A 19706-nucleotide genomic window follows, 5' to 3' on the forward strand; every position below is an offset into this window, starting at 1 on the left:
AAAGCCCAGGGAAAGGGGAATTTACAGGGGGTCCGGCTTGACAGCGGAGACCTGGCCTACTTAAGCAAAGAAGCCCGGAAGATGTTAGACCGGGAAGGATTTGAAGGGACCAAGATCTTCGCCTCCAGCGATCTGGACGAATGGATCATCGAAAGTATCAAGAAACAAGGGGGGCGGGTTGATTCCTGGGGGGTCGGCACCAAACTGGTAACCGCATACTCCACCCCGGCCCTGGGAGGAGTCTATAAGTTGACCGCCATCGAGGAAAACGGATGGATGCAACCCAAAATCAAACTGTCTGACAACCCGGAAAAGGTGACCAATCCCGGGGTAAAAAGGGTCGTCCGTTTTTTTGACGATTCGGGTTTTATGCGCGGGGACGTGATGTTTCTGGAAGAAGAAAATTGGGATACCAAGCCGCTGCGGGTCTATCACCCGACCATCCCCCATGTCAGCAAGGTCTATCCTCCCAAATTCTCCAGACAGGAGTTATTGATCCCGATTTTTCAAGAAGGCCGTTTGATCTATAATATGCCGTCTCTGAAAAAAGTACAGGAAAATACCCAGCGAAATCTGGAGCACCTGGGTGCCGAATTTAAACGTTTCAAAAATCCCCATATCTATCATGTCAGCCTGAGCAAGCAACTGATGAAGGCGAAACGGGATCTTCTTCGCGGGGCCTTTTAGGATTCACTTCACCGTTCGATGAGAAGGACAGGCGCAACACGCAGTTGATTTAAATTTTTTTCACTGATCTCTACGCCCAGGCCGGGGCCGTTTAAAGGCCCTGCTTCACCATAGAGTCCGAAGGAAACGGGTTGTTGGGTAATATTCTTTTTTAATAACAGGTGATCATAAGAACCATCATCATAAAGGGAATCCCGGCAAAGCAGGCTTAATATCCTCCCGGCTGCAGAAAGAATGCCCGATTCTCCCAGGTGGCAGCCGATTTGAAAAGAAAGGTTTGTTTTTCTTAAATATTCAATTATCTTTAATGATTTTCTGAATCCCCCCAGTTTAGATAATCGGACATTGATCATATTATAATGTCCCTCATGATTAAGCTTTTCCACCTCGCTATAAGTACAGGCCGATTCATCGGCCATTAACCGTAACCCCCAATCCCCTATGGCTTCAGCGAATCGGGCAATAGCCGGATCATCCGGAACCATGGGCTGTTCGACGACTTGCACATGGTATTTTTTCAGGAGAGGGATATGTCTTAAGGCCAGTTCATCGCCCCAGGCACAATTGACATCAATTTTTAAATCATAATCGCCATCGAATACCCGGTGGATTATTTCAAAGGCCTCTTGATTCTTTTCAAGAATCCCCCCCATTTTAAGCTTGATTTTATTAATTTCCAGTTTTTTAATCCGATGGCCCATGGCCGTGAGTTTTTCTTTGGCAGCCAGAGGAAGACCGCATCCATAATATACTTTGGACCTCAGAAAATCATGAGGGAAAAATTTTATAATATTGCGTTCCTGGGCCTTCCCCAGGGCATCTAACAGAGCCATTTCGAGAGCGCAGATGGCCGGATTGGTTCTTTTATTATCGGGAAGTCCGTCTATGAAGTCCCAAATTTGAGAGGCTTCATACAATTCCCAGGGGAATGGGTTATTTCGGACTATCTGCTGGATGTTTTCGATGGCCTCTTGCTGAGACCCTCCCGTGACGTAATCTCTTGGTGCGCCTTCCCCGTACCCTTTTATCTTTCCGCCATCGGCGACCATCTCCACGACAATATTTTGGGCTGAAGCGCTTTTGGTTAGAGAATGGGAAATATCCATGAGAAACGGGAGAGAGATCTTATAGGTTTTAACCTGTTCAATTTTCATAAACTGTTGTCCAATAGCAAAAAATTAAAATTCGGATGGCGGTGCGGCGGGTAAGAACAGGGTGAATTTCGTTCCTTCATTGACCGTGCTTTCCACGTCGATAGACCCCTGATGGTCCAACATGTTTTGATAGGCGATAAATAGACCAAGGCCCGTACCATTATGATGATTGCTTTTGTGTTTCGTTGTAAAATAGGGATCAAAGATTTTATGGATGTTAGACTGGGGGATTCCCGCTCCATTATCCTTAATCACGATACAAATCTTTCGATTTTTCCTTTTTTCGGTATTTTTTTTCGTTTCAATCTCTATTTTTCCTCCAGTGGGGGTGAACTCAATGGCATTAAAGAAGAGGTTTAATATGACCTGTTTTATTTTTTCCGGATCCATCCATACCAGTCCGATATGAGGATGAAAAATTTTGACAATCTCGATATGCTTACCCTTGGACTGGGGTGAGATCAAAAGGATCATTTTTTCAATCAACCCATGGAGATCGGTCAACTCATAGTGGGATTCCCTGGTTTTGGCCAGATCGAGGAGCTCGGTAAGCAAATTATTGACCCGATTGGTCTCTTCCAGGGCAATTTTGTGGAAATCATTTCTAAACTCTTCATCGTCATACTTTTGGGGGAACATCTGAAGAAAAGTTCTTATGGCCACCAGTGGATTTTTGATCTCATGGGCCAGTCTGGCCGCCAGATTACCAAAAAAAGAGAGTTTATCCGCCCGGCTGAGCAGGTCCTGCGATTTCTTCAACTCTTCCATCTGGGCTTGGAGCCTGCTATATAATCGGGCATTTTCGATGGCAATGGCGATCTGGGGGGCAAAAACCTCCAAGGTTTCCCTGATGACGCTTGGAATGCCCTGGCCATCTACGGAATCGGTAACGATCACCCCGATAACCTTAGATCGGGTTATCAACGGGACCACATAGATCGAACTGGGCTTCCCATGGATTAAGACAATATTTTCTCTGTTTAATAAAGAATTCTTGACTTCAGGAACATATTCCGATTTGCCTGTATTGGTTACCCGCACCAGGATGTTACTGACCCGGGTCAGTGGAACCCTGTAAGTACTGACGGCCTTCGGGATTTCTCCAGGGAAGCCCACCGCGTAGAGATATTCGAGGCATCCCTCTTCCTCATTGACCACCATAATCAAGGCCCGATGGATCTGACAGACATTGGACAGAATATTCATGATAACCGATAGCAATTGATTGAGGTCCAAAACGGACAGGATGGCCTTTCCGGTTTCCTGTATGGCGATAAGCTGCTTAATTTTATAATTAAGCTCAAGATTCAATCGATTGACCTCTTCGTATTTTTCCTCGATAACTTTCTTGTCTTCCTCCATTTCCTTGATGGTTTCCATAATGATCGATCTGGAGGAAAAAATCCTGGAAAGGACCTCGTGAAATTTATTTCTTAAGGGCCAGCTTAAATGGTATTCACAATAGGGGGCCCCCTCAAAATAACAACACTTTTCCTTAAGGGAAATCGGCATACCTCCCCATATCGTTGCCATGAAAATATAAGCGCCCTGATTGTATAAACATAAATCTTTGGAAACCTCCATCTGCGGGTTCCAATGTAATCGAACAATGGCTCTGTTTCGTTGATTTTCTACAACCTCAACCCTCTTGTTCCTGTTCCATTTATCGTTAATTCTTTGGATGTGTTTGATGGCTTTTTTATTAGACCAAAAAGCTTTTACAATGATCCGGTAGGCATATCCTAAGGAAGTTTTTTCAACGGCATATTGGGCTATTTTAAAGGCGGCCATCTCATCCTTCAGTATTATTTTGGCTCTTTTATAAATTTCCGAGGCGATACCGCAAGAGATCCAATTATTGTGATCTCGTAAAAATTCTTCGGGATTTGGAAGCGTGTCGATTTCAGTATCCAGATGGCTCAAAAGGGCCGGAAACCCTTCCGGGTTAAATTCCTTGACGTAGTCAAGAACCGCCTTGATATTTATACAATTGACCTCTTTTTTCATTAAATTTCGATACGCTTTCAGGATTAGAGGAGTAAGCTGCGGCTGCTTCTTTGGCCGGACATCCCCTTTTTATATTTTTCAGTAAGATCAGGAATCCGTTCTCTGAATTTTGCAAGCGCCGGTCCCTGGACATTTAATAGGTCCCTGCTATTTTTCTGATAACACCTATCCGGGATCATTGCATCCGCCAATGCTTCACCGGGTAATCTAAAAAAAGGCATTATATTCATAATGGCCTTCTGCAGTTTGGGCGTGAAATGGGAGAGATTAAATATGGACTCGGTATATTTCAAAATGGTTTCAAAAGATAAATCCTTCGAGGATTGCCGGACTACATTTTGTCCAAAAACCCCATCATTGTCGAAAATAACGTTTGGCAAGGATAAAGCCAGATCATAAGTTTTCGTTTTAGGATAAACATGACACTCGCCGATTTTAAAGACATATCCACCGGAGGATTGGTCTCTGGACAAGGTTCTTACAAAATCAAGACTCTCTATTAAGTCCTCTTCAGTATCCCCGGGATAGCCGGCAATCATGAAAACCAATAGAGGTATCTCATTTTCTACCGCCTTTTGAAATATAATGCGCATATTGGCAATATATTTCTGATAATGGGAACGATCTCTGACCTTGTTCATACGTCTCAGGGTATTATAACTTGCGGATTCAAATCCAAGGGCCAGGGCGCCGCAAACCTCTTTAAATTGAGGGATAATGGCCGGATCCAAAATATCGCAACGCGTTTCAAAATTAATCATAAGCCCTAAAGACCTGATCAATGGGAACAGGTTAAAGGATTTAAAGAGGGCATCGCCAATAAGTAAGGTATGGGCATCGCTTTGATGCGCTAAGCGCCTTAAATCTTCTCGAACAATGGTCTGGGGCACTTCCTGTCTGAGGGGTCTGATAAACTCCTCCAAACAGAAATTACATTGAAAAGAGCACCCTCGGCTGAAGGCATACGGCAACACATCGTAAGCTTTGGGGAATTTCAATAAATCCAAGTTAAGCAAGGCCTTCTGACCAAGATTAAATCTCGGGCCGGGTTTGGTTTTATAAATCCTTCCATTTTTCTTCCAGGCCAAATTAGAAATTTCTTCCTCCCACGGATTTATTCCCTTTTCCAACAGATTGACCAGGGCCAGAGTAGGTAGCTCGCCCTCCCCCACCACAATGAGATCAATGGCCGATGTCCTGGAAAATATTTCTTCAAAATAGATCGTCGGGAAATAACCCCCTAAAAAAATAAAAAGGTCCGGATCACAAGATTTAATAATTTCACTTAGATAGATAACCTCTTCGGCCTGGGCGATGGCAGTACAGGATATACCTATTCCTTTAGGTTTCAAATCGGAAATATCCTTTAAAAGGTCCCGGTAAATTTTTTCCTTCCCTTCCTGGGTAAGGGGCAGACCATAATCCATAGGAAGAGAAATGATTTCGATATCAATAGAAGGGAGATTGGATCTTACAAAGCTTCCGATCTCCATAATGGGTAAGGGATAAGCCGGCACGTACATCCCGATATTTTTCGAAATGGGTTCAATGAATAAGATCAATGTATAATTCCTTAAACCAGTTAATCTGAAAGCACTACTTCTTTCAGTTCTTTCCAGAGCGGTTCATTCATCGGTGTGGAGTTCCTTGTCATTTCAGCCCGGCGAATTTGAGAACGGAGTTCTGCTAATTTTTTCAGCTTCGTTATATTCAACAGAATCAATTCTTCAATACCATAATGGCCATGGACATGCTTTAACCGGACAAAAAGTTCTCCGGCATATTTTTTAGCCTCCTCTGAATTCATGGTGCCATGTGACCAATCCATCATATACCCGCTCAAATGATATTTTTCCCTGTATTCGGGGCTGTATATCGGAGACAATGGAGCCAATCCAAAAGGAAATATGGACACTTCGTTAAGGGCAGGTCCTTGATAAGGAAATTGATTGATCAGGCTGACGGTGTCTTCTATGGTCTGAGGTGTTTCACCTGGAAAACCGATAAGAAAGCTGAGTTGAGTGGAAATGCCCTGTGCGTTCAATAACGCTATGGCTTCCAGATAATGCTCCGGCGTATCCTCTTTATTCATTTCCTTTAAAATGTTTTTATTCCCGGATTCCATGCCGATCATGGTAGCTATACACCCGGAATCCCTAATCAATTTAACATTCTCCTTGGAGATGGAGTTGGCCCGTATAAAGGATGACCATCTTATGCCCTTGCCAACCGCAATAATCTTTCGGCAATATTGTTCTACCTGTTTTCGGGTCAAAAAAAGATTATCATCGGTAAATCGAATCATTTTTGCCCGGCCCGTTTTGACTAACGCTGCGATTTCCTGCCCTAAAATTTCCGGACTTTTGAGCTGAAAGAGTCGATTGGGAGAAAAATTGCAATACCGACATCTATAAGGACAACCCCGTGAGCCTCTCATGGGGAAGATGGGATAAACGAACTCTTCCGGAATTTCATCCCAATGAACTAAATCTTCTGCGAAATCATTATGCTCAGCCTTTCTGGCGGTAAAGTGTAATTGATTGTTCTGATAGTAGGCCAGGTTCGGTATCTCTTTATAATCCCGGCAATTTTTTATTGCCCAAACGATTTGTCTCAGAGTTTCCTCGCCCTGCTCCTCTATGACAAACAAGTCAATATCCTGGTGATAAAACTCTTCCGTATTTAAAAAAAAATAATCCTGCCGACAAGAAGCGGTGTCATAATTACTGTTCCTTAACTGATATAACAAATAACTATTATAGACCAGAGGGCCTCCCAGAATAATTTTAATATCCGGGGCATACCGGCGTATCAGTTGGGTAACTTTTTTGACTAATTGAATACTGGTCAAGAAGGTGGAAGAAAGGGCAATAACTTTCGGAGATTGTTTAATAAATTTAATAAATGAGTCTATCTCAATATCCAAAAAATTGATCAGTCCACAATTAATGCCACGCCGAGAAAGATAATTGTATAAATAGATTCCCGCCAAATAGGGTGTATTGTAATTGGATGCGTTATTCGGTGAGTTGACACCAAAGGTTTTTTGTAAGTTGGTGTAACTCATCACCTTCCCATCCAGGACAACCTGTTGTCCAACACCATATTGGCTTCCGCTGCTTTTGGATATTCCGGCAATAATCAATACATCCATATTAAACTCTCATGCCCAGGGGGCGCGACGAATCATGAAAAAGGATTCAAGGGGTCCAGGGGCCAAGGATTCAAGTGAAAGGCTTGGAATTTAAAACCTGCGGTTCCCCGGAGGGGCACCTTTTCTATAGCTCGACGAATCGGCTCCCAAAAGGGAGCCTCTTCGGAAGCTCGGCGGAGCCGAGCGGGCCGAGCGGCTGAACCCTCGAATCCTGGAATCCTTGAACCCTATTTTCGAACTAATTATTGAGGAATTCCTTCAAGGGCTGGCCGCATCCAAGCCGGAGATTTTATATCCCCCGCAGGAACAGCCGTTCCCCTGGCTGTCTTAATTTCGGGAACCTTCTTCCACTGGTACCATTCTTCAGGATGATGGTAAATATATTGCTCAAGGTATCTTAAGACCAACTCTCCAACGGTCCTATTGGCTGACGGTTCAAAGGCACCAAGGATTTCATCCCGTGAATGGGCGACAAATTGGTAGCCGTGGTGATCGACTCTGTGCATCAGTGCAAAAACAAGGGTCGTATCGCCTCTTTTTAATAAGGTATTGATCGTTTTGTCCAAATGGATGCGCTTTCCTAAAAAAAATACTTCTTCATGTAAAGAAGGCCTCCATTCCTCTATCTCATCACACTGGGTGATTACGATCCTGTTCTTTCTCAAGTTATCTAACATCATTTTAATGATGTTCGGACAAATAGTTGGATCAATAAGATTGATTGCCAACTGGCCGGCCTGTTCCAGGGAGATATTGCGAAGATGTTCCGAAGAAAATTTTGCCAGGATGGTAACCGGAAAATTCCGGGTTGCCAAATACTTTGGAATGTACTCGATCCCTCCAAAATGGCTGGTCACCATGAGTACTCCCTTTCCACGGGCTATCCCCTGCTCTATAGCACCAATCCCTTCAGGTTGTATATGGTGATCAAAAAAATTTTTCAAACGCTCGACCGGCGTATAGACATTATAAATTTTTTCAAAATAATGCCACAATATACCGCGCAAAACTCCCTTGACAATCATTTTAATTTCATGGGGACCTTTTTGACTACCAAAAACGGTTTTGATGGCCCCTTCGATCTTCTTCTTTTCTTTTCGTTTAAAGAGAAAGTAAAACCTCCCCAGGATCATGATATAAACCAAGGCCAGTCGCCAACCCAGCTTCCGATATAAATGGATATTTATCTTCCATTGAAGAAAGGAGCTAAGATTTAAATGCATAAAGAGGCCCTCCAGATTTAAAATCTGTCTATAGGAAGGCAATAAATATGCCAGGGTACCAGGATGAAATTAAAACAAAGAATAGTTTTATATTACAATTAGTTAAATAATATAAAGCTTAATCCCTTCTCTTAGTTTTGCACAAAATCTTGGGCATTCTTGCACAAAATCTTGGGCATTTTTTTTCTTGATTTATTACTGAAGTCCCATTACTTTTTAGAAAAAAATAAAACGAATCTTTTTAGAGGAAAAGGGGGAGATCCGGATGTGTAATAGGGCGGCTATTTTAGTGGTTGATGATGAATATGGGGTCCTTCAATCTTTTAAAATGGTTTTAAAAGATGAACACAAAGTCTACCTTGCAGCCACTGGAACCGAAGCACTGGATCTTTTTAATAAAAATGCCGTTGACCTGATCTTATTGGATATCCTTTTACCCGACATAAATGGTTTAGACCTCTTGGAGAAATTCAAAGAATTAGACTCCAATATGGAAATTATTATGATCACAGCCGTTAAAGATATTCAAACAGCCATAAAGGCAATCAGACTGGGGGCTTATGATTATATCGTCAAACCCTTCGATGTGGATGAAGTACTAAAGGTCATCAAACGGGCCATTGAAAAACACGATCTTATAAAAAAAGTAATTTATCTTAAAAATGAGTTGGGACGATATCAATTTTTTGAAAAAATGATCGGCCAGGATCCCAAAATGATCAAGGTCTTTGATACGATTTCCATGATTTCTCAAACCGATGGAACCGTACTCATTCAAGGCGAAAGCGGCACGGGAAAGGAACTGGTTGCCAGAGCCATCCATAATCGAAGTCAGCGTAAAGACCAACCCTTTGTAGTCATTAATTGTGCGGCTATACCGTCGACCCTTATGGAAAGTGAAATTTTTGGGTACCAAAAAGGGGCATTTACCGGTGCGACCACAACCGTGATGGGCAAGCTGGAAATCGCTGATAAAGGGACGGCCTTTCTGGATGACATCGATTCGCTCAATATTGCTATGCAGGGCAAACTTCTAAGAATTATTCAGGAAAAGGAATTTGAAAGATTAGGCAGCAGCAAGGTCATTAAGCTGGATGTGCGGTTTATTGCAGCTTCCAATAAGGATCTTCCCCTTTTGATCGAAAAAGAGGAATTTCGAGAAGATCTCTTTTACCGGTTAAATGTATTACCGATCGCGCTCCCTCCATTAAGAGAGAAAACAATGGATATCGTTTTACTGATCAATCATTTTTTTGAAATACAGGCCAAGAAAACGGGAAAACCACCCCAAAAGATTTCTCCCGAGGCTTTAGAGGCCTTAAAAAACTATGATTGGCCGGGAAATGTCAGAGAACTTAAGAATCTGGTTGAAAGATTAACCACCATTATCAAGGATCCCGTTATTACGCTCAGAGATATTGCGATTTTAAACTATTCAAAAAAAGAGAGTCCCAAAAATCTGGGGCTGAAAGACGCCGTGAATGCTTTTGAAAAAAAGTATATCCTCGAAGTACTTGAAAAAGTAAATTTTAACAGAAAAGAAGCAGCAAAAATATTAGATGTTCATCGGAACACCCTGAACAACAAATTAAACGAATTAGGGATAACGGGTTAGTGAGAAAATAGAAAATACGGGCTATAGGCTATAGGCACGAGGCTATAGGTAAAGAAAAATCGGGAAAATCTTCTTCGTGGTGACCCGGTAGGGCATGCGCATTTAATAAGAAAAACCGAATTTCGAATTATGAAGTTTTTTTCGCCTCCTTCGACATTCAGTATTCGTTATTCGACATTCGAAATTCGTTTTTTCAGGCCTCGTGGCGACTACCAATAACCGCTTCCACCCTTCCCTGGTCGATGAAATTTTTATTTACCAAGAGGTAATTCCCCGGCTCAATCTCTTCAGGATCGAGGCAGGCGGCAGATAGTATTTGCCCTAAAGATAATCCGGCCTTTTTAAAAAGCCGGAGTTCTTTGAAGAAAGATTCTCCGGTTGCAACCCCTTTGGAACCGCTATCGGTCCCCACCCGCAACTGCACCCCCGCCTCGGCGGCATAATAAACGGCCTTCAGGTGATTCTCGACTACCTGGTCAAGCTGCCTTTGCTCTTTTCCAGTCAGGAAAGCTCTTATACTCAGAAGGGCATTCACTGTAGGGGTCCAGGAAACTCTTTTTTCGACCATTTCATGAAGGGTCTCCCTGGAAATGAAAAAACCATGTTCAATCGATGCAGCCCCCCCGTGGATGGCCTGTCCGATGGCCGGGCCTCCATTGGCATGGCAGAATATTTTTAACCGGTATCGGCCAGCTTCCTCCTGAATGACCTTCCATTCTTCCGAAGAGAAGCCCCCGCCACTAACGGGGTTTTTCTCCAGGAAAGAGACGATGCCTGAATTGATGATCTTGATAAAATCGGCACCGGTCTCTGCCAGGTTCCGGATGGCCGCTGCTATCTCCTTTCTGCCCGAGACCCCTTTTCCTAAAAATTGCCCATAGGTCCCTTTTTTATAAAGGGCGAAGCCAGCGGTTTGAATCTTTAAGAAAGGCTCTTTGGGCTTGCCTTTTATTTTTTTGACTTCCAGACCAAGACCGCTTTTATGACCCATATCCTGAATGGAAAGAATGCCTCTGGATAAATATTGAGTGCACAAAGGCAGCCAATCATCAAGGGTGGTCTGACGCCCATCAACCATGAAATGGATATGGGCGTCATGAAAGGGTGGAATTTTTGATAAATTACGGTCGACGGGTTGAATGAGGTTCATGATAGACGTTTGTAAGAAAATAGGGGCCAGGGATCAGGGGTCGGGGGTCAGTCAAAGAATAGAGTTGCAAGATGCAAGTTTCAAGTTGCAAGGGGAAAAACCTTAAATCCTGCACTTTGCCCATCGCCTATTGCCCATCGCCTTAAAAATTTTTCATCTTCTGTGGCGGTCTTTTAGGGGCCAGAGAGCTTAGAATAACGGGTTCACCGCCCGCCACTTCAATCTCCTGCAGCACTTTTTGGACCATGTCCGGGAGTCTATCTCGGATAACCGGAGTCAATTCGTCGGACCAGGGAGAGTAATCCTTTGGTTCAATGCCGATAACCACCGTTTCCGGGCGCTTACCCACCAGTTCACAACAGACCAGCGTTTCTACAAGGTCCGTTTGATGCAATGAGTTCTTAAAAGCCAGGCTTTTACGGATCTGATCCCCGGTCAGGCGATAAAGGATCCCCGGATTTCCGCCGTTTAATACCGCATCGATAACAATTAAATAATCGGAGGCGATGATATAATCCATCAGTTTGAGCCCCAGGATACCGCCATCCATAAGGGTCACCTGTTGCGGAAAGGTATAGTGCTCCAGAAGCCTTTCCACTACCCGGACCCCGACGCCTTCATCCCGCAGGAGTATATTCCCGACCCCCAGGACCAGGATTTTTTTACCGGTGCTGTTACTCATAAAAATTCCCTGTTGCTGGTTGCAGGTTACTCGTTACTGGTGCCTATTGCGTATCAGGATCTTACATAAACCCGTAACGCGCAACGTGTTATAACACCTTGAAGGCATACATCTCATTGGTCTGCGGATCGATAATATGGACTCCGCAGGCAATGCAGGGATCAAAGGAATGGACGGTACGCAAGACCTCTACCGGACGCTTCGGGTCCGCTACTGGTGTGCCGATCAATGCCTCTTCCACTGGCCCTAACTGTCCGCCCCCGCAACGGGGTCCCAGGTTCCAGGTAGAGGGAACGACCAGTTGGTAGTTTTCGATTTTCCCCTTCTTCATAGTCATCCAGTGGCTCAAGGCCCCTCGGGGGGCGTTAACAAACCCGACCCCTTTGCCCTCATTAGGCATTTTCCACTCTTCGTAGATCTTGCCATCGCCTTTTTTAAGATTTTCACTCAATTGATTGATCCAGCTTTCCACCCTAGCGGCTATGGCGGCACATTCGATACCTCGGGCAGCGGTCCTCCCGAGGGTTGAGAAAAGGGCCTCCGGTCCAACCCCGAGGTGCTTTAAGGCCAGATCGACCAACCCCTTGCATTCTTTCTGACCTTTGGCATAGGCCATCAAGACAGCAGCCAGCGGTCCTGTTTCCATGGCTTTTCCTTGATAACGGGGGGCCTTCATCCAGGAATAGCGCTGTTTGTCCTCCAGCCTGGTGTATTTAGGTACGGTGACTCCATTCATGGGCTTCAGGGCCTTGCTGCCGGCGTACCAGCTATGGCTCACATGCTCATAGATGGCCTGGGGGTCAAACTTTTGGACATTTCCGAGTTCCCGTTTCATGATGATCCCGGGAGGAAACCAGCGGCTTTCCAGATTGGTTTCTTCTTCCGGAAATTCTCCGAAACTGAGGAAATTGGTGCAGCCGCCGATCCCGGCCCAATCCTTGTAATAGGAAGCCACGGCCAAAAGGTCCGGGATATAGACTTCATCAATAAATTGCTTGGTTTCTTTATAAAGGCCCATAAACTCGGCTATCCGTTCGGGACTCAAGGCCTCATAACAAGTCACTCCACCGACGACGGTAAACTGGGTATGGGGATTCTTGGCTCCGAAGATAGCCATGGCCCGGGCCGCCTTGACCTGGAGGCGCAGGGCTTCCAGATAATGGGCCGTGGCGACGAGATTGACTTCCGGGGGCAGATAGTACGCCGGATGACCGCCCAGGAAATAGGCGTTGGCGAAGATCCCTAATTGGCCGTTGTCCACAAAGGCCTTGAGTTTGTCCTGGACGGCTTTGAGGTCGGCTGTCTGGGTTCTCCGGTTCGGAGAAATGTCATTGGCAATTTTGGCCGCCTTGGCCGGATCGGCTTTCAAGGCGCTGGTTACATCCACCCAATCCAGGGCATGAAGGTGATAAAAATGGACGATGTGATCGTGCATGAATTGACAGGCCATAACCAGATTTCTTATCAGGCGGGCATTTTCGGGAATCTTGACCCCTACGGCGTTATCCACACAACGGGTGGCCGCCAGGGCATGCACATAGGTACAGACCCCGCAGGCCCGCTGGGTGAAGTGCTGGGCATCCCGGGGGTCCCTGCCCTTCAGGATTATTTCCAGGCCCCGAAAGAGCTGGGCGCTGGACCAGGCATTGTGTACCTTACCATTTTTAACTTCCACTTCTATACGCAGGTGGCCCTCTATCCGGGTAATCGGATCGAGGACGATCGATCCGCTGTAATTACTTTTGGGAGTTGCTTGGGGACTAGTGGCAGACATAATTTTCCTCCTTCTCAAGGGATAAAATTCTTAACCAGGGTCGTGAAAGTTTTTTTTCAGCCTGCTTCATAAAATGGGCTCATCTTGTCCCAAAAGTCCGGTTCGCTGCATCCGAGGCAGGGGTGTCCGGCCTGCATGGGGAAGTTGGTCTGGTTAAATTTTATCTTGGGACAGTTATTAAAGGTATCCGGTCCTTTGCAGCCCAGTTTATAGAGGCACCAGCCTTTCCTGGCTTCTTCGGATCCGAAGGAGGGAGCGAATTCTTCTTTTTCAAAATGTTTTCGGCGGGGACACTGGTCATGGACGGTCTCACCGTAAAATATAACGGGGCGATTATTGGCGTCCAGTTTAGGGACCCCTTTGGTCAGATAATGGACGACGGTCCCGACAAAATTATGAGGATTGGGGGGGCAACCGGGAACGTTGATGGCCTTTACCTTTAGATGCTTCAGGGCGGCATTAACCCCTTTGGCCCCGGTCGGATTGGGCTTGGCGGCCTGAATGCCGCCAAAGGAGGCACAGGCCCCCATGGAAATAACCGCTTTAGCCTTGGGAGCTATAGTGCTGCAAATCTGCAACATGGTCTTGCCGGCCACCTTCCCATAGAGGCCATTGTTTTTGGTAGGAATTGCCCCCTCGATAACACAGATATAACCTTCCGGGGATTTAATCGCCTGGTGCAGGGCGGCTTCAACGGCGCTTCCGGCGCCGGCCATGAGATTTTCCTGGTAATCCAGAGAAATGGTATCCAGAATCAACTCGTCAATATAAGGTTGCATTGTCCTGAGCAGGGCTTCCGAACAACCCGTACACTCGGCATTGCTCAGGTAGACTACAGAAGGTCTTTTTTTAGCAGTCAGGGCTTCAGCGATCTTGGGTGCATAGGAGGCATCAAGACCCATAATGACGGCAATACTTCCACAAAATTTAAGAAATTCCCGGCGGGAAACCCCCCGGTTTTTTAGACGTTCCTCAACCCCTTCCTTGGCCAGACCGATATTCATCTTCATATCCAATCTCCTATTTTAGGTGGGTGCGTTAAGAGCCTAAACCTCAAAAAAAATATAAGTTATCCTTCCTGACGAGAAATCCTTATTTCAGATCCGCATCACCACCTTTCATCCAGTTCAATTATTTTTGATGGACCCGTAACAAGACCTTCTGTCATTCCTAATATTTTAATTTTAACACCGAATCCAAAAAAATTTAAATCGGGCGATACCCTTATTTTTAAAGGTTTCTGACAGTATTTTTTTCCTACCGGTTCCCTGTACCCCTATTATATCATTGGGATTATTGGAGTTGTTTGTTCGGGTACTTCTTATAAAAATCACGCAGGAACCTCTTGATATCTCTCCTGCCTTTTAACAAGATTCCCATCTCTTCTACGGAGCGGATAACCTCTTGATAAGGCTTTCCTTCCAAAAAATAATTGGCCAGCACCAGCAGACTGACCCCTAATGTTTCATCATCCGTGTTGATGATTATCGGGCCTTGACACGAACGCTTCATAAAGCGGAAAAAGCGGGGTACCCACTCGGCTTCTATATGGCAGCTATCCTGATCACAGGCTTCCACCGGGATATGATGATAACCCATTCCAGCCCCCCGGGCCCGCCGAGCCAGCCCTTTATCCTTCAGAGCCGAGGGCATAATGTCCAAAATTTTCTGGTACCCCTGTTGAAAAAGACTGTCTAAATCTTCATTCTTGGGTCTGCCGATCCAAATAGCATCCTTGGCAACCTTGATTTGTTTAAATAGATACATTTCTAAGCCTCCTGTTTAGTTCGAAAATAGGGTTCAATCCCGCAAAAGGCGGGACAGGATTCGAGGGTTCAGCCGCTCGGCCCGCTCGGCTCCGCCGAGCTTCCGAAGAGGCTCCCTTTTGGGAGCCGATTCGTCGAGTTATAGAAAAGGTTCCTCTCCGGGGAACCGCAGGTTTTAAATTCCAAGCCTTTCACTTGAATCCTTGGCCCCTGGACCCCTTGAATCCTTTTTCATGCTTCGTGGCGCCCCCAGGGGCATGAGGGCTTAATACTTTCCCGGATTCATTATATACCAATTCGGAATAGATTGACAATCGTTGGTTTATTCAGTAAGTTATTAGTCTGACGGCTTGATTTTAACATAAAAAAATATGGAGGAAAGATGGCCCTTTTAAAACGACCTCTCTTGACTATTGGACTGTTTTTATTAGTCCTTTTCGTGATCGGGTCCAGTCTCCTGGGGTTCTACACCGAATGGCTCTGGTTCAAATCACTGGGATTTACCTCGGTCTTCCTGGGACTCATCAATTATAAATTCCGGTTGGGAATCAGCATCGGTCTTCTTTCCGCCATCCTTTTTTATTTAAACGGCCGTCTGGTCTTTCGAATGGCTCATACCCCCTATCCGGTTAATACGGAAACCTTTCCATTAAACCTGCCGTCCTGGCTGGAAGGGCGTCTGATCGCCTTCTTAAAGCCGGTGGCCATCCTGATCGGGATCTTCCTCGGTCTGGGGGCCGGCGGACAATGGGAATCCTTCCAACTCTTTCTCAATGCCATTCCCATCGGACAATCGGACCCTGTTTTCAACCGTGACCTTTCTTTTTATTTGTTTAAACTCCCTTTTTTACAATATCTGAGCAGTTGGTTCGGGGGGTTGTGGTTTTTATCCCTTCTATCCGGCCTGGCCATAATTGTTTTCAGGTTCCAATTCCAGCTCAGTCCCCGGGGAGTAACCCTGAAACCCTGGGTAAAAAAGTATCTTTTCGCCGTCTTTGGAGTCCTTTTTTTATATCTGGCCTACTATTTTTTCCTCTCCCGATTTGATCTCCTTTTTGCCGGCCGGGGGGTGGTCTTTGGTCCCGGCTATGTGGATCAAAAATATCTCATCCCGATCCTGGGTCTGATGATATTCATCTCCCTTTTGACCGGTCTGCTTTTTCTGGTTCAGTCTTTCAAGCCTAGGGGGCGTTGGATTTATGGGATCCTGGTCTTATTTATAGGCGCTTATTTCATCGGAATTTACTTGCTGCCTGGGTTTATCCAGCGTTTTATCGTTACGCCCAACGAAATACAAATGGAATCGCCCTATCTTTCCCGGTATATCCAGGGGACCCTCCAGGGATACGGCCTCAGCCAGGTGGAAGAACGCCCCCTGGCGGCCGAAAGCACCCTGACTCCGGCTTTGATAAATGCCAACAACCTGACCGTAAAAAATATACGCCTCTGGGACCACCACCCTTTACTCGAAACCTTCAGCCAGATCCAGGAGATCCGGACCTATTATAAATTTCATTCAGTGGATAATGACCGTTATTTCCTGAACAACGAATATCGACAGGTCCTCCTTTCTCCCCGCGAGCTTTCCTATGTGGATCTGCCCAGCAAAGGTTGGATTAATGAACATTTGATTTATACCCATGGCTATGGCCTGACCCTCGGGGTGGTCAATCAGGTAACCCCCGAGGGGCTGCCGGCCCTGCTCATCCAGGATATCCCCCCGGTTTCCAAGAGCAACCTCAAGGTAACCCAGTCGGAGATCTATTTCGGAGAAATTGAAAACGAATATATCGTTGTCAATACACGTCAAAAAGAATTTAATTATCCCTCCGGGGAACAAAATGTCTTTGCCAGTTATCAGGGGAAAGGCGGGATCCCCATCGGGGGGGCCATTAGTAAGGCCTTGTGGTCCATCCGTTTCGGGGCTATGAAAATCCTGCTTTCCTCGGATATCACCCCGCAAAGCCGCATCCTCTTTGATCGGTCGATTCGAACCCGGGTTCAAAAACTGGCCCCATTTCTCATGGTTGACCGGGATCCCTATATGGTGATTTCCGGCGGCCGGCTTTATTGGATTCTGGATGCCTATACCCAGTCCTCTTATTTCCCTTATTCCCGTCCTATAAAAAAACTGGGGAATTATATCCGCAATTCCGTAGTGGCAGTGGTCGATGCCTATGAAGGCTCGGTCCAACTGTATATTAAGGACGAAAAAGATCCTCTGGCCCAGGCTTACGGCCGTATTTTCCCGAATCTTCTTAAACCGCTGACCGCCATGGATCCGGATCTGAAAACCCATTTACGTTATCCCCACTATCTTTTTAATATTCAGGCTTCCATCTACGCTACCTATCACATGATGAATCCCCAGACCTTTTATAATCGGGAAGATCTCTGGGAAATCCCGGGAAATCTGCAATCAGCCAAGAAGGATATGGAACCTTACTATACAATCATGCGTCTCCCGGGGGAAAAGAAAGAAGAATTTCTTCTCATGATCCCCTTTACGCCCCAGAAAAAAGACAACCTGGCGGCCTGGATGGCGGTCAAATGTGATTTCCCGGATTACGGCAAATTTGTGGTCTATCGTTTTCCTAAACAGCGGCTGGTTTATGGGCCCAAACAGAGAGAATCCCGCATCAATCAGGATCCGGAAATTTCCCGGCAGCTCTCTTTGTGGGATCAACGGGGTTCCAAAGTGACTTTGGGGACCCTTCTGGTCATCCCCATCGAGGGCTCTCTGATTTACGTCCAGCCCTTATATATCAAGGCCGAGAGCGGACAGATCCCGGAACTGAAACGGGTCATCGTAGCCTATGAAAACCAGATCGCCATGGAGGAGACCCTGGAAAAATCCCTGAACCGGATTTTTGGACAGGAGATAAAAAAGACCCGGGATGAACCATCCGACCAGCCGGTTCCAGCGCCGGCCGGGAAAGCCCAACCCACCCAATCCCTGGGAGATCTGGCCTGGCAGAACTATCAAAAGGCCCGTAATGCCTTAAAGCAGGAAAACTGGGCGGCCTACGGCCAGGCTTTAAAAGATTTGGAGCAAGTTCTGAAGCAGATTAAGGAAGGGAAGAAATAAGGATCGCGACATTTTTGGAATTTGCAATTTAGTACTACAGCCTCCTTTATGGAGACGCATTTAGCAAAAAATACGCTGTAGTATTAGAGTATTAGTTATCTGCGGATATCAGCGAAAATCTGCGTCCTAATTTAAAAACCTGAGGAGACCCTATGATCATCGGCGTTCCCACGGAAATCAAGAATCACGAGTATCGGGTCGGCTTGGTCCCGGCCGGGGTCCGGGCCATGGTCCGATTTGGACATACGATTTATATCCAATCCGGGGCCGGGGTAGGAAGCGGGATTTCGGATGATGAATTCATTCAAGCCGGGGCGCGGATCCTCCCTTCAGCGGTCGAAATCTATCAACAGTCGGAGATGATCATTAAGGTCAAGGAACCCTTGGCCGCTGAATTCCCTCTGCTTCGGGAAGGTCAGATCCTTTTTGCCTACCTGCACCTGGCCCCGGCCCCGGAACTGACCCAGGCCCTTTTGGACAGAAAAATCATTGGGGTGGCTTATGAAACCATTCAACTTGTCGACGGCTCCCTGCCCCTGCTCACCCCCATGAGTGTGGTGGCCGGCCGTATGGCCGTCCAAGTAGGCGCCCACTATCTTGAAAAGGAATTCGGGGGACGGGGGGTCCTCTTGGGCGGAGTCCCCGGGGTGGCTCGGGGAAAGGTGACCATCCTGGGAGCCGGCACGGTGGGAGCCAATGCAGCCAAGATCGCCATCGGCCTGGGAGCCTATGTGACCATTTTAGACAATAACCCGCACCGACTCACCTATCTGGATGATATCTTCGGAACCCGTATCAATACCCTTATGTCCAATTATTACAACATAACCGAATCGGTTAGAGACGCCCATTTATTAATTGGAGCGGTATTGATTCCTGGCGCCAAAACACCCAAGTTGGTATCCCGGCAAATGATCAGTACTATGAAAAAAGGCACCGTGGTGGTCGACGTCTCGGTCGACCAGGGAGGCTGTTGCGAAACGACATGTCCCACAACCCACGAAAACCCCATTTATTTAGTGGATGGGGTGATCCACTATGGCGTGACCAATATGCCGGCCGCCGTAGCTCGGACCTCGACCTTTGCCCTGACCAATGTCACCCTGCCCTATGCCCTGGAATTGGCCAATAAAGGTTTTCCCAAAGCAACCAATGAAAATACGGCCTTAGCTAAAGGGGTGAACGTTTGCCTGGGGCAGGTTATCTGTGAAAATGTGGCTAAGGATCTTGGGTTGCCGCTGTCTTCCCTGAATGGATAGGAAAAAATTTGCATTTGGGACTTAGATCGACTCGGATCGGCAGATTTTCGCCGATCGTGCGGATTGCCAAGATTTAATTTGAAAAAAAGTTTCAAGTTTCAAGATGCAAGTTGCAGAGTGCGGGTTTTCGCTTTGAGCTTTCAGCTT

14 protein-coding genes are annotated in these 19706 nt (G+C 46.1%); 4 read left to right on the plus strand and 10 right to left on the minus strand.

Annotated elements, in window-relative coordinates; genetic code table 11:
- A partial coding sequence (locus HY879_26145; GenBank protein ID MBI5606827.1) for a nicotinate phosphoribosyltransferase occupies positions 1-687 on the plus strand: 687 nt, incomplete at its 5' end.
- Between the two features lie 8 nt (positions 688-695).
- Here the strand turns inward: HY879_26145 and HY879_26150 are convergent.
- The 5 genes from HY879_26150 to HY879_26170 form a co-directional block, all read right to left on the minus strand.
- On the minus strand, positions 696-1841 hold the full coding sequence (locus HY879_26150) for a hypothetical protein (GenBank protein ID MBI5606828.1): 1146 nt from the start codon (positions 1839-1841) through the stop codon (positions 696-698).
- A gap of 24 nt (positions 1842-1865) precedes the next feature.
- Entirely contained in the window at positions 1866-3848 is a 1983-nt protein-coding gene (locus HY879_26155) for a GAF domain-containing protein (protein MBI5606829.1), read from the minus strand.
- Between the two features lie 23 nt (positions 3849-3871).
- Positions 3872-5410, minus strand: coding sequence for a radical SAM protein (locus HY879_26160; protein MBI5606830.1), 1539 nt, complete (start codon positions 5408-5410; stop codon positions 3872-3874).
- A 20-nt stretch (positions 5411-5430) separates the two neighbouring features.
- Positions 5431-7002: a radical SAM protein gene (locus tag HY879_26165; GenBank protein MBI5606831.1), complete on the minus strand. Its 1572-nt coding sequence runs from the start codon at positions 7000-7002 to the stop codon at positions 5431-5433.
- A 242-nt stretch (positions 7003-7244) separates the two neighbouring features.
- On the minus strand, positions 7245-8225 hold the full coding sequence (locus HY879_26170; protein MBI5606832.1) for a hypothetical protein: 981 nt from the start codon (positions 8223-8225) through the stop codon (positions 7245-7247).
- A 265-nt stretch (positions 8226-8490) separates the two neighbouring features.
- On the opposite strand from HY879_26170, the gene HY879_26175 reads away from it, so the two are divergent.
- On the plus strand, positions 8491-9840 hold the full coding sequence (locus HY879_26175; protein MBI5606833.1) for a sigma-54-dependent Fis family transcriptional regulator: 1350 nt from the start codon (positions 8491-8493) through the stop codon (positions 9838-9840).
- Positions 9841-10033: 193 nt separating this feature from the next.
- Here the strand turns inward: HY879_26175 and HY879_26180 are convergent, their stop codons facing one another.
- From HY879_26180 to HY879_26200, 5 genes are all read right to left on the minus strand, one after another.
- Positions 10034-10990, minus strand: coding sequence for an amidohydrolase family protein (locus HY879_26180; GenBank protein ID MBI5606834.1), 957 nt, complete (start codon positions 10988-10990; stop codon positions 10034-10036).
- Positions 10991-11132: 142 nt separating this feature from the next.
- Positions 11133-11672, minus strand: coding sequence for a HyaD/HybD family hydrogenase maturation endopeptidase (locus tag HY879_26185; protein ID MBI5606835.1), 540 nt, complete (start codon positions 11670-11672; stop codon positions 11133-11135).
- A gap of 88 nt (positions 11673-11760) precedes the next feature.
- Positions 11761-13446 (minus strand): nickel-dependent hydrogenase large subunit, encoded by a 1686-nt coding sequence (locus HY879_26190; GenBank protein ID MBI5606836.1) that lies wholly within the window; start codon positions 13444-13446, stop codon positions 11761-11763.
- A 56-nt stretch (positions 13447-13502) separates the two neighbouring features.
- Positions 13503-14456 carry a hydrogenase small subunit gene (locus HY879_26195; GenBank protein ID MBI5606837.1) on the minus strand — a complete coding sequence of 318 codons (954 nt, stop codon included), beginning with the start codon at positions 14454-14456 and terminating at the stop codon, positions 13503-13505.
- Positions 14457-14739: 283 nt separating this feature from the next.
- Entirely contained in the window at positions 14740-15213 is a 474-nt protein-coding gene (locus HY879_26200) for a hypothetical protein (protein MBI5606838.1), read from the minus strand.
- A 381-nt stretch (positions 15214-15594) separates the two neighbouring features.
- Between HY879_26200 and HY879_26205 the strand changes: the two genes are divergently transcribed.
- Together HY879_26205 and ald are read left to right on the plus strand one after the other, a co-directional pair.
- On the plus strand, positions 15595-18300 hold the full coding sequence (locus HY879_26205; protein ID MBI5606839.1) for a UPF0182 family protein: 2706 nt from the start codon (positions 15595-15597) through the stop codon (positions 18298-18300).
- 152 nt (positions 18301-18452) lie between these two features.
- Positions 18453-19559, plus strand: coding sequence for an alanine dehydrogenase (gene ald, locus HY879_26210; protein MBI5606840.1), 1107 nt, complete (start codon positions 18453-18455; stop codon positions 19557-19559).
- Positions 19560-19706 lie beyond the last annotated feature (147 nt).

Source organism: Deltaproteobacteria bacterium (assembly GCA_016219225.1).
Lineage (GTDB): Bacteria > Desulfobacterota > RBG-13-43-22 > RBG-13-43-22 > RBG-13-43-22 > RBG-13-43-22.

Coding starts and splice junctions, on each gene's coding strand:
- HY879_26155 (MBI5606829.1), bottom strand. CDS start 3,848: ATGAAAAAAGAGGTCAATTGTATAAATATCAAGGCGGTTCTTGACTAC.
- HY879_26170 (MBI5606832.1), bottom strand. CDS start 8,225: ATGCATTTAAATCTTAGCTCCTTTCTTCAATGGAAGATAAATATCCAT.
- HY879_26200 (MBI5606838.1), bottom strand. CDS start 15,213: ATGTATCTATTTAAACAAATCAAGGTTGCCAAGGATGCTATTTGGATC.
- HY879_26150 (MBI5606828.1), bottom strand. CDS start 1,841: ATGAAAATTGAACAGGTTAAAACCTATAAGATCTCTCTCCCGTTTCTC.
- HY879_26205 (MBI5606839.1), top strand. CDS start 15,595: ATGGCCCTTTTAAAACGACCTCTCTTGACTATTGGACTGTTTTTATTA.
- HY879_26180 (MBI5606834.1), bottom strand. CDS start 10,990: ATGAACCTCATTCAACCCGTCGACCGTAATTTATCAAAAATTCCACCC.
- ald (MBI5606840.1), top strand. CDS start 18,453: ATGATCATCGGCGTTCCCACGGAAATCAAGAATCACGAGTATCGGGTC.
- HY879_26175 (MBI5606833.1), top strand. CDS start 8,491: ATGTGTAATAGGGCGGCTATTTTAGTGGTTGATGATGAATATGGGGTC.
- HY879_26195 (MBI5606837.1), bottom strand. CDS start 14,456: ATGAAGATGAATATCGGTCTGGCCAAGGAAGGGGTTGAGGAACGTCTA.
- HY879_26185 (MBI5606835.1), bottom strand. CDS start 11,672: ATGAGTAACAGCACCGGTAAAAAAATCCTGGTCCTGGGGGTCGGGAAT.
- HY879_26190 (MBI5606836.1), bottom strand. CDS start 13,446: ATGTCTGCCACTAGTCCCCAAGCAACTCCCAAAAGTAATTACAGCGGA.
- HY879_26165 (MBI5606831.1), bottom strand. CDS start 7,002: ATGGATGTATTGATTATTGCCGGAATATCCAAAAGCAGCGGAAGCCAA.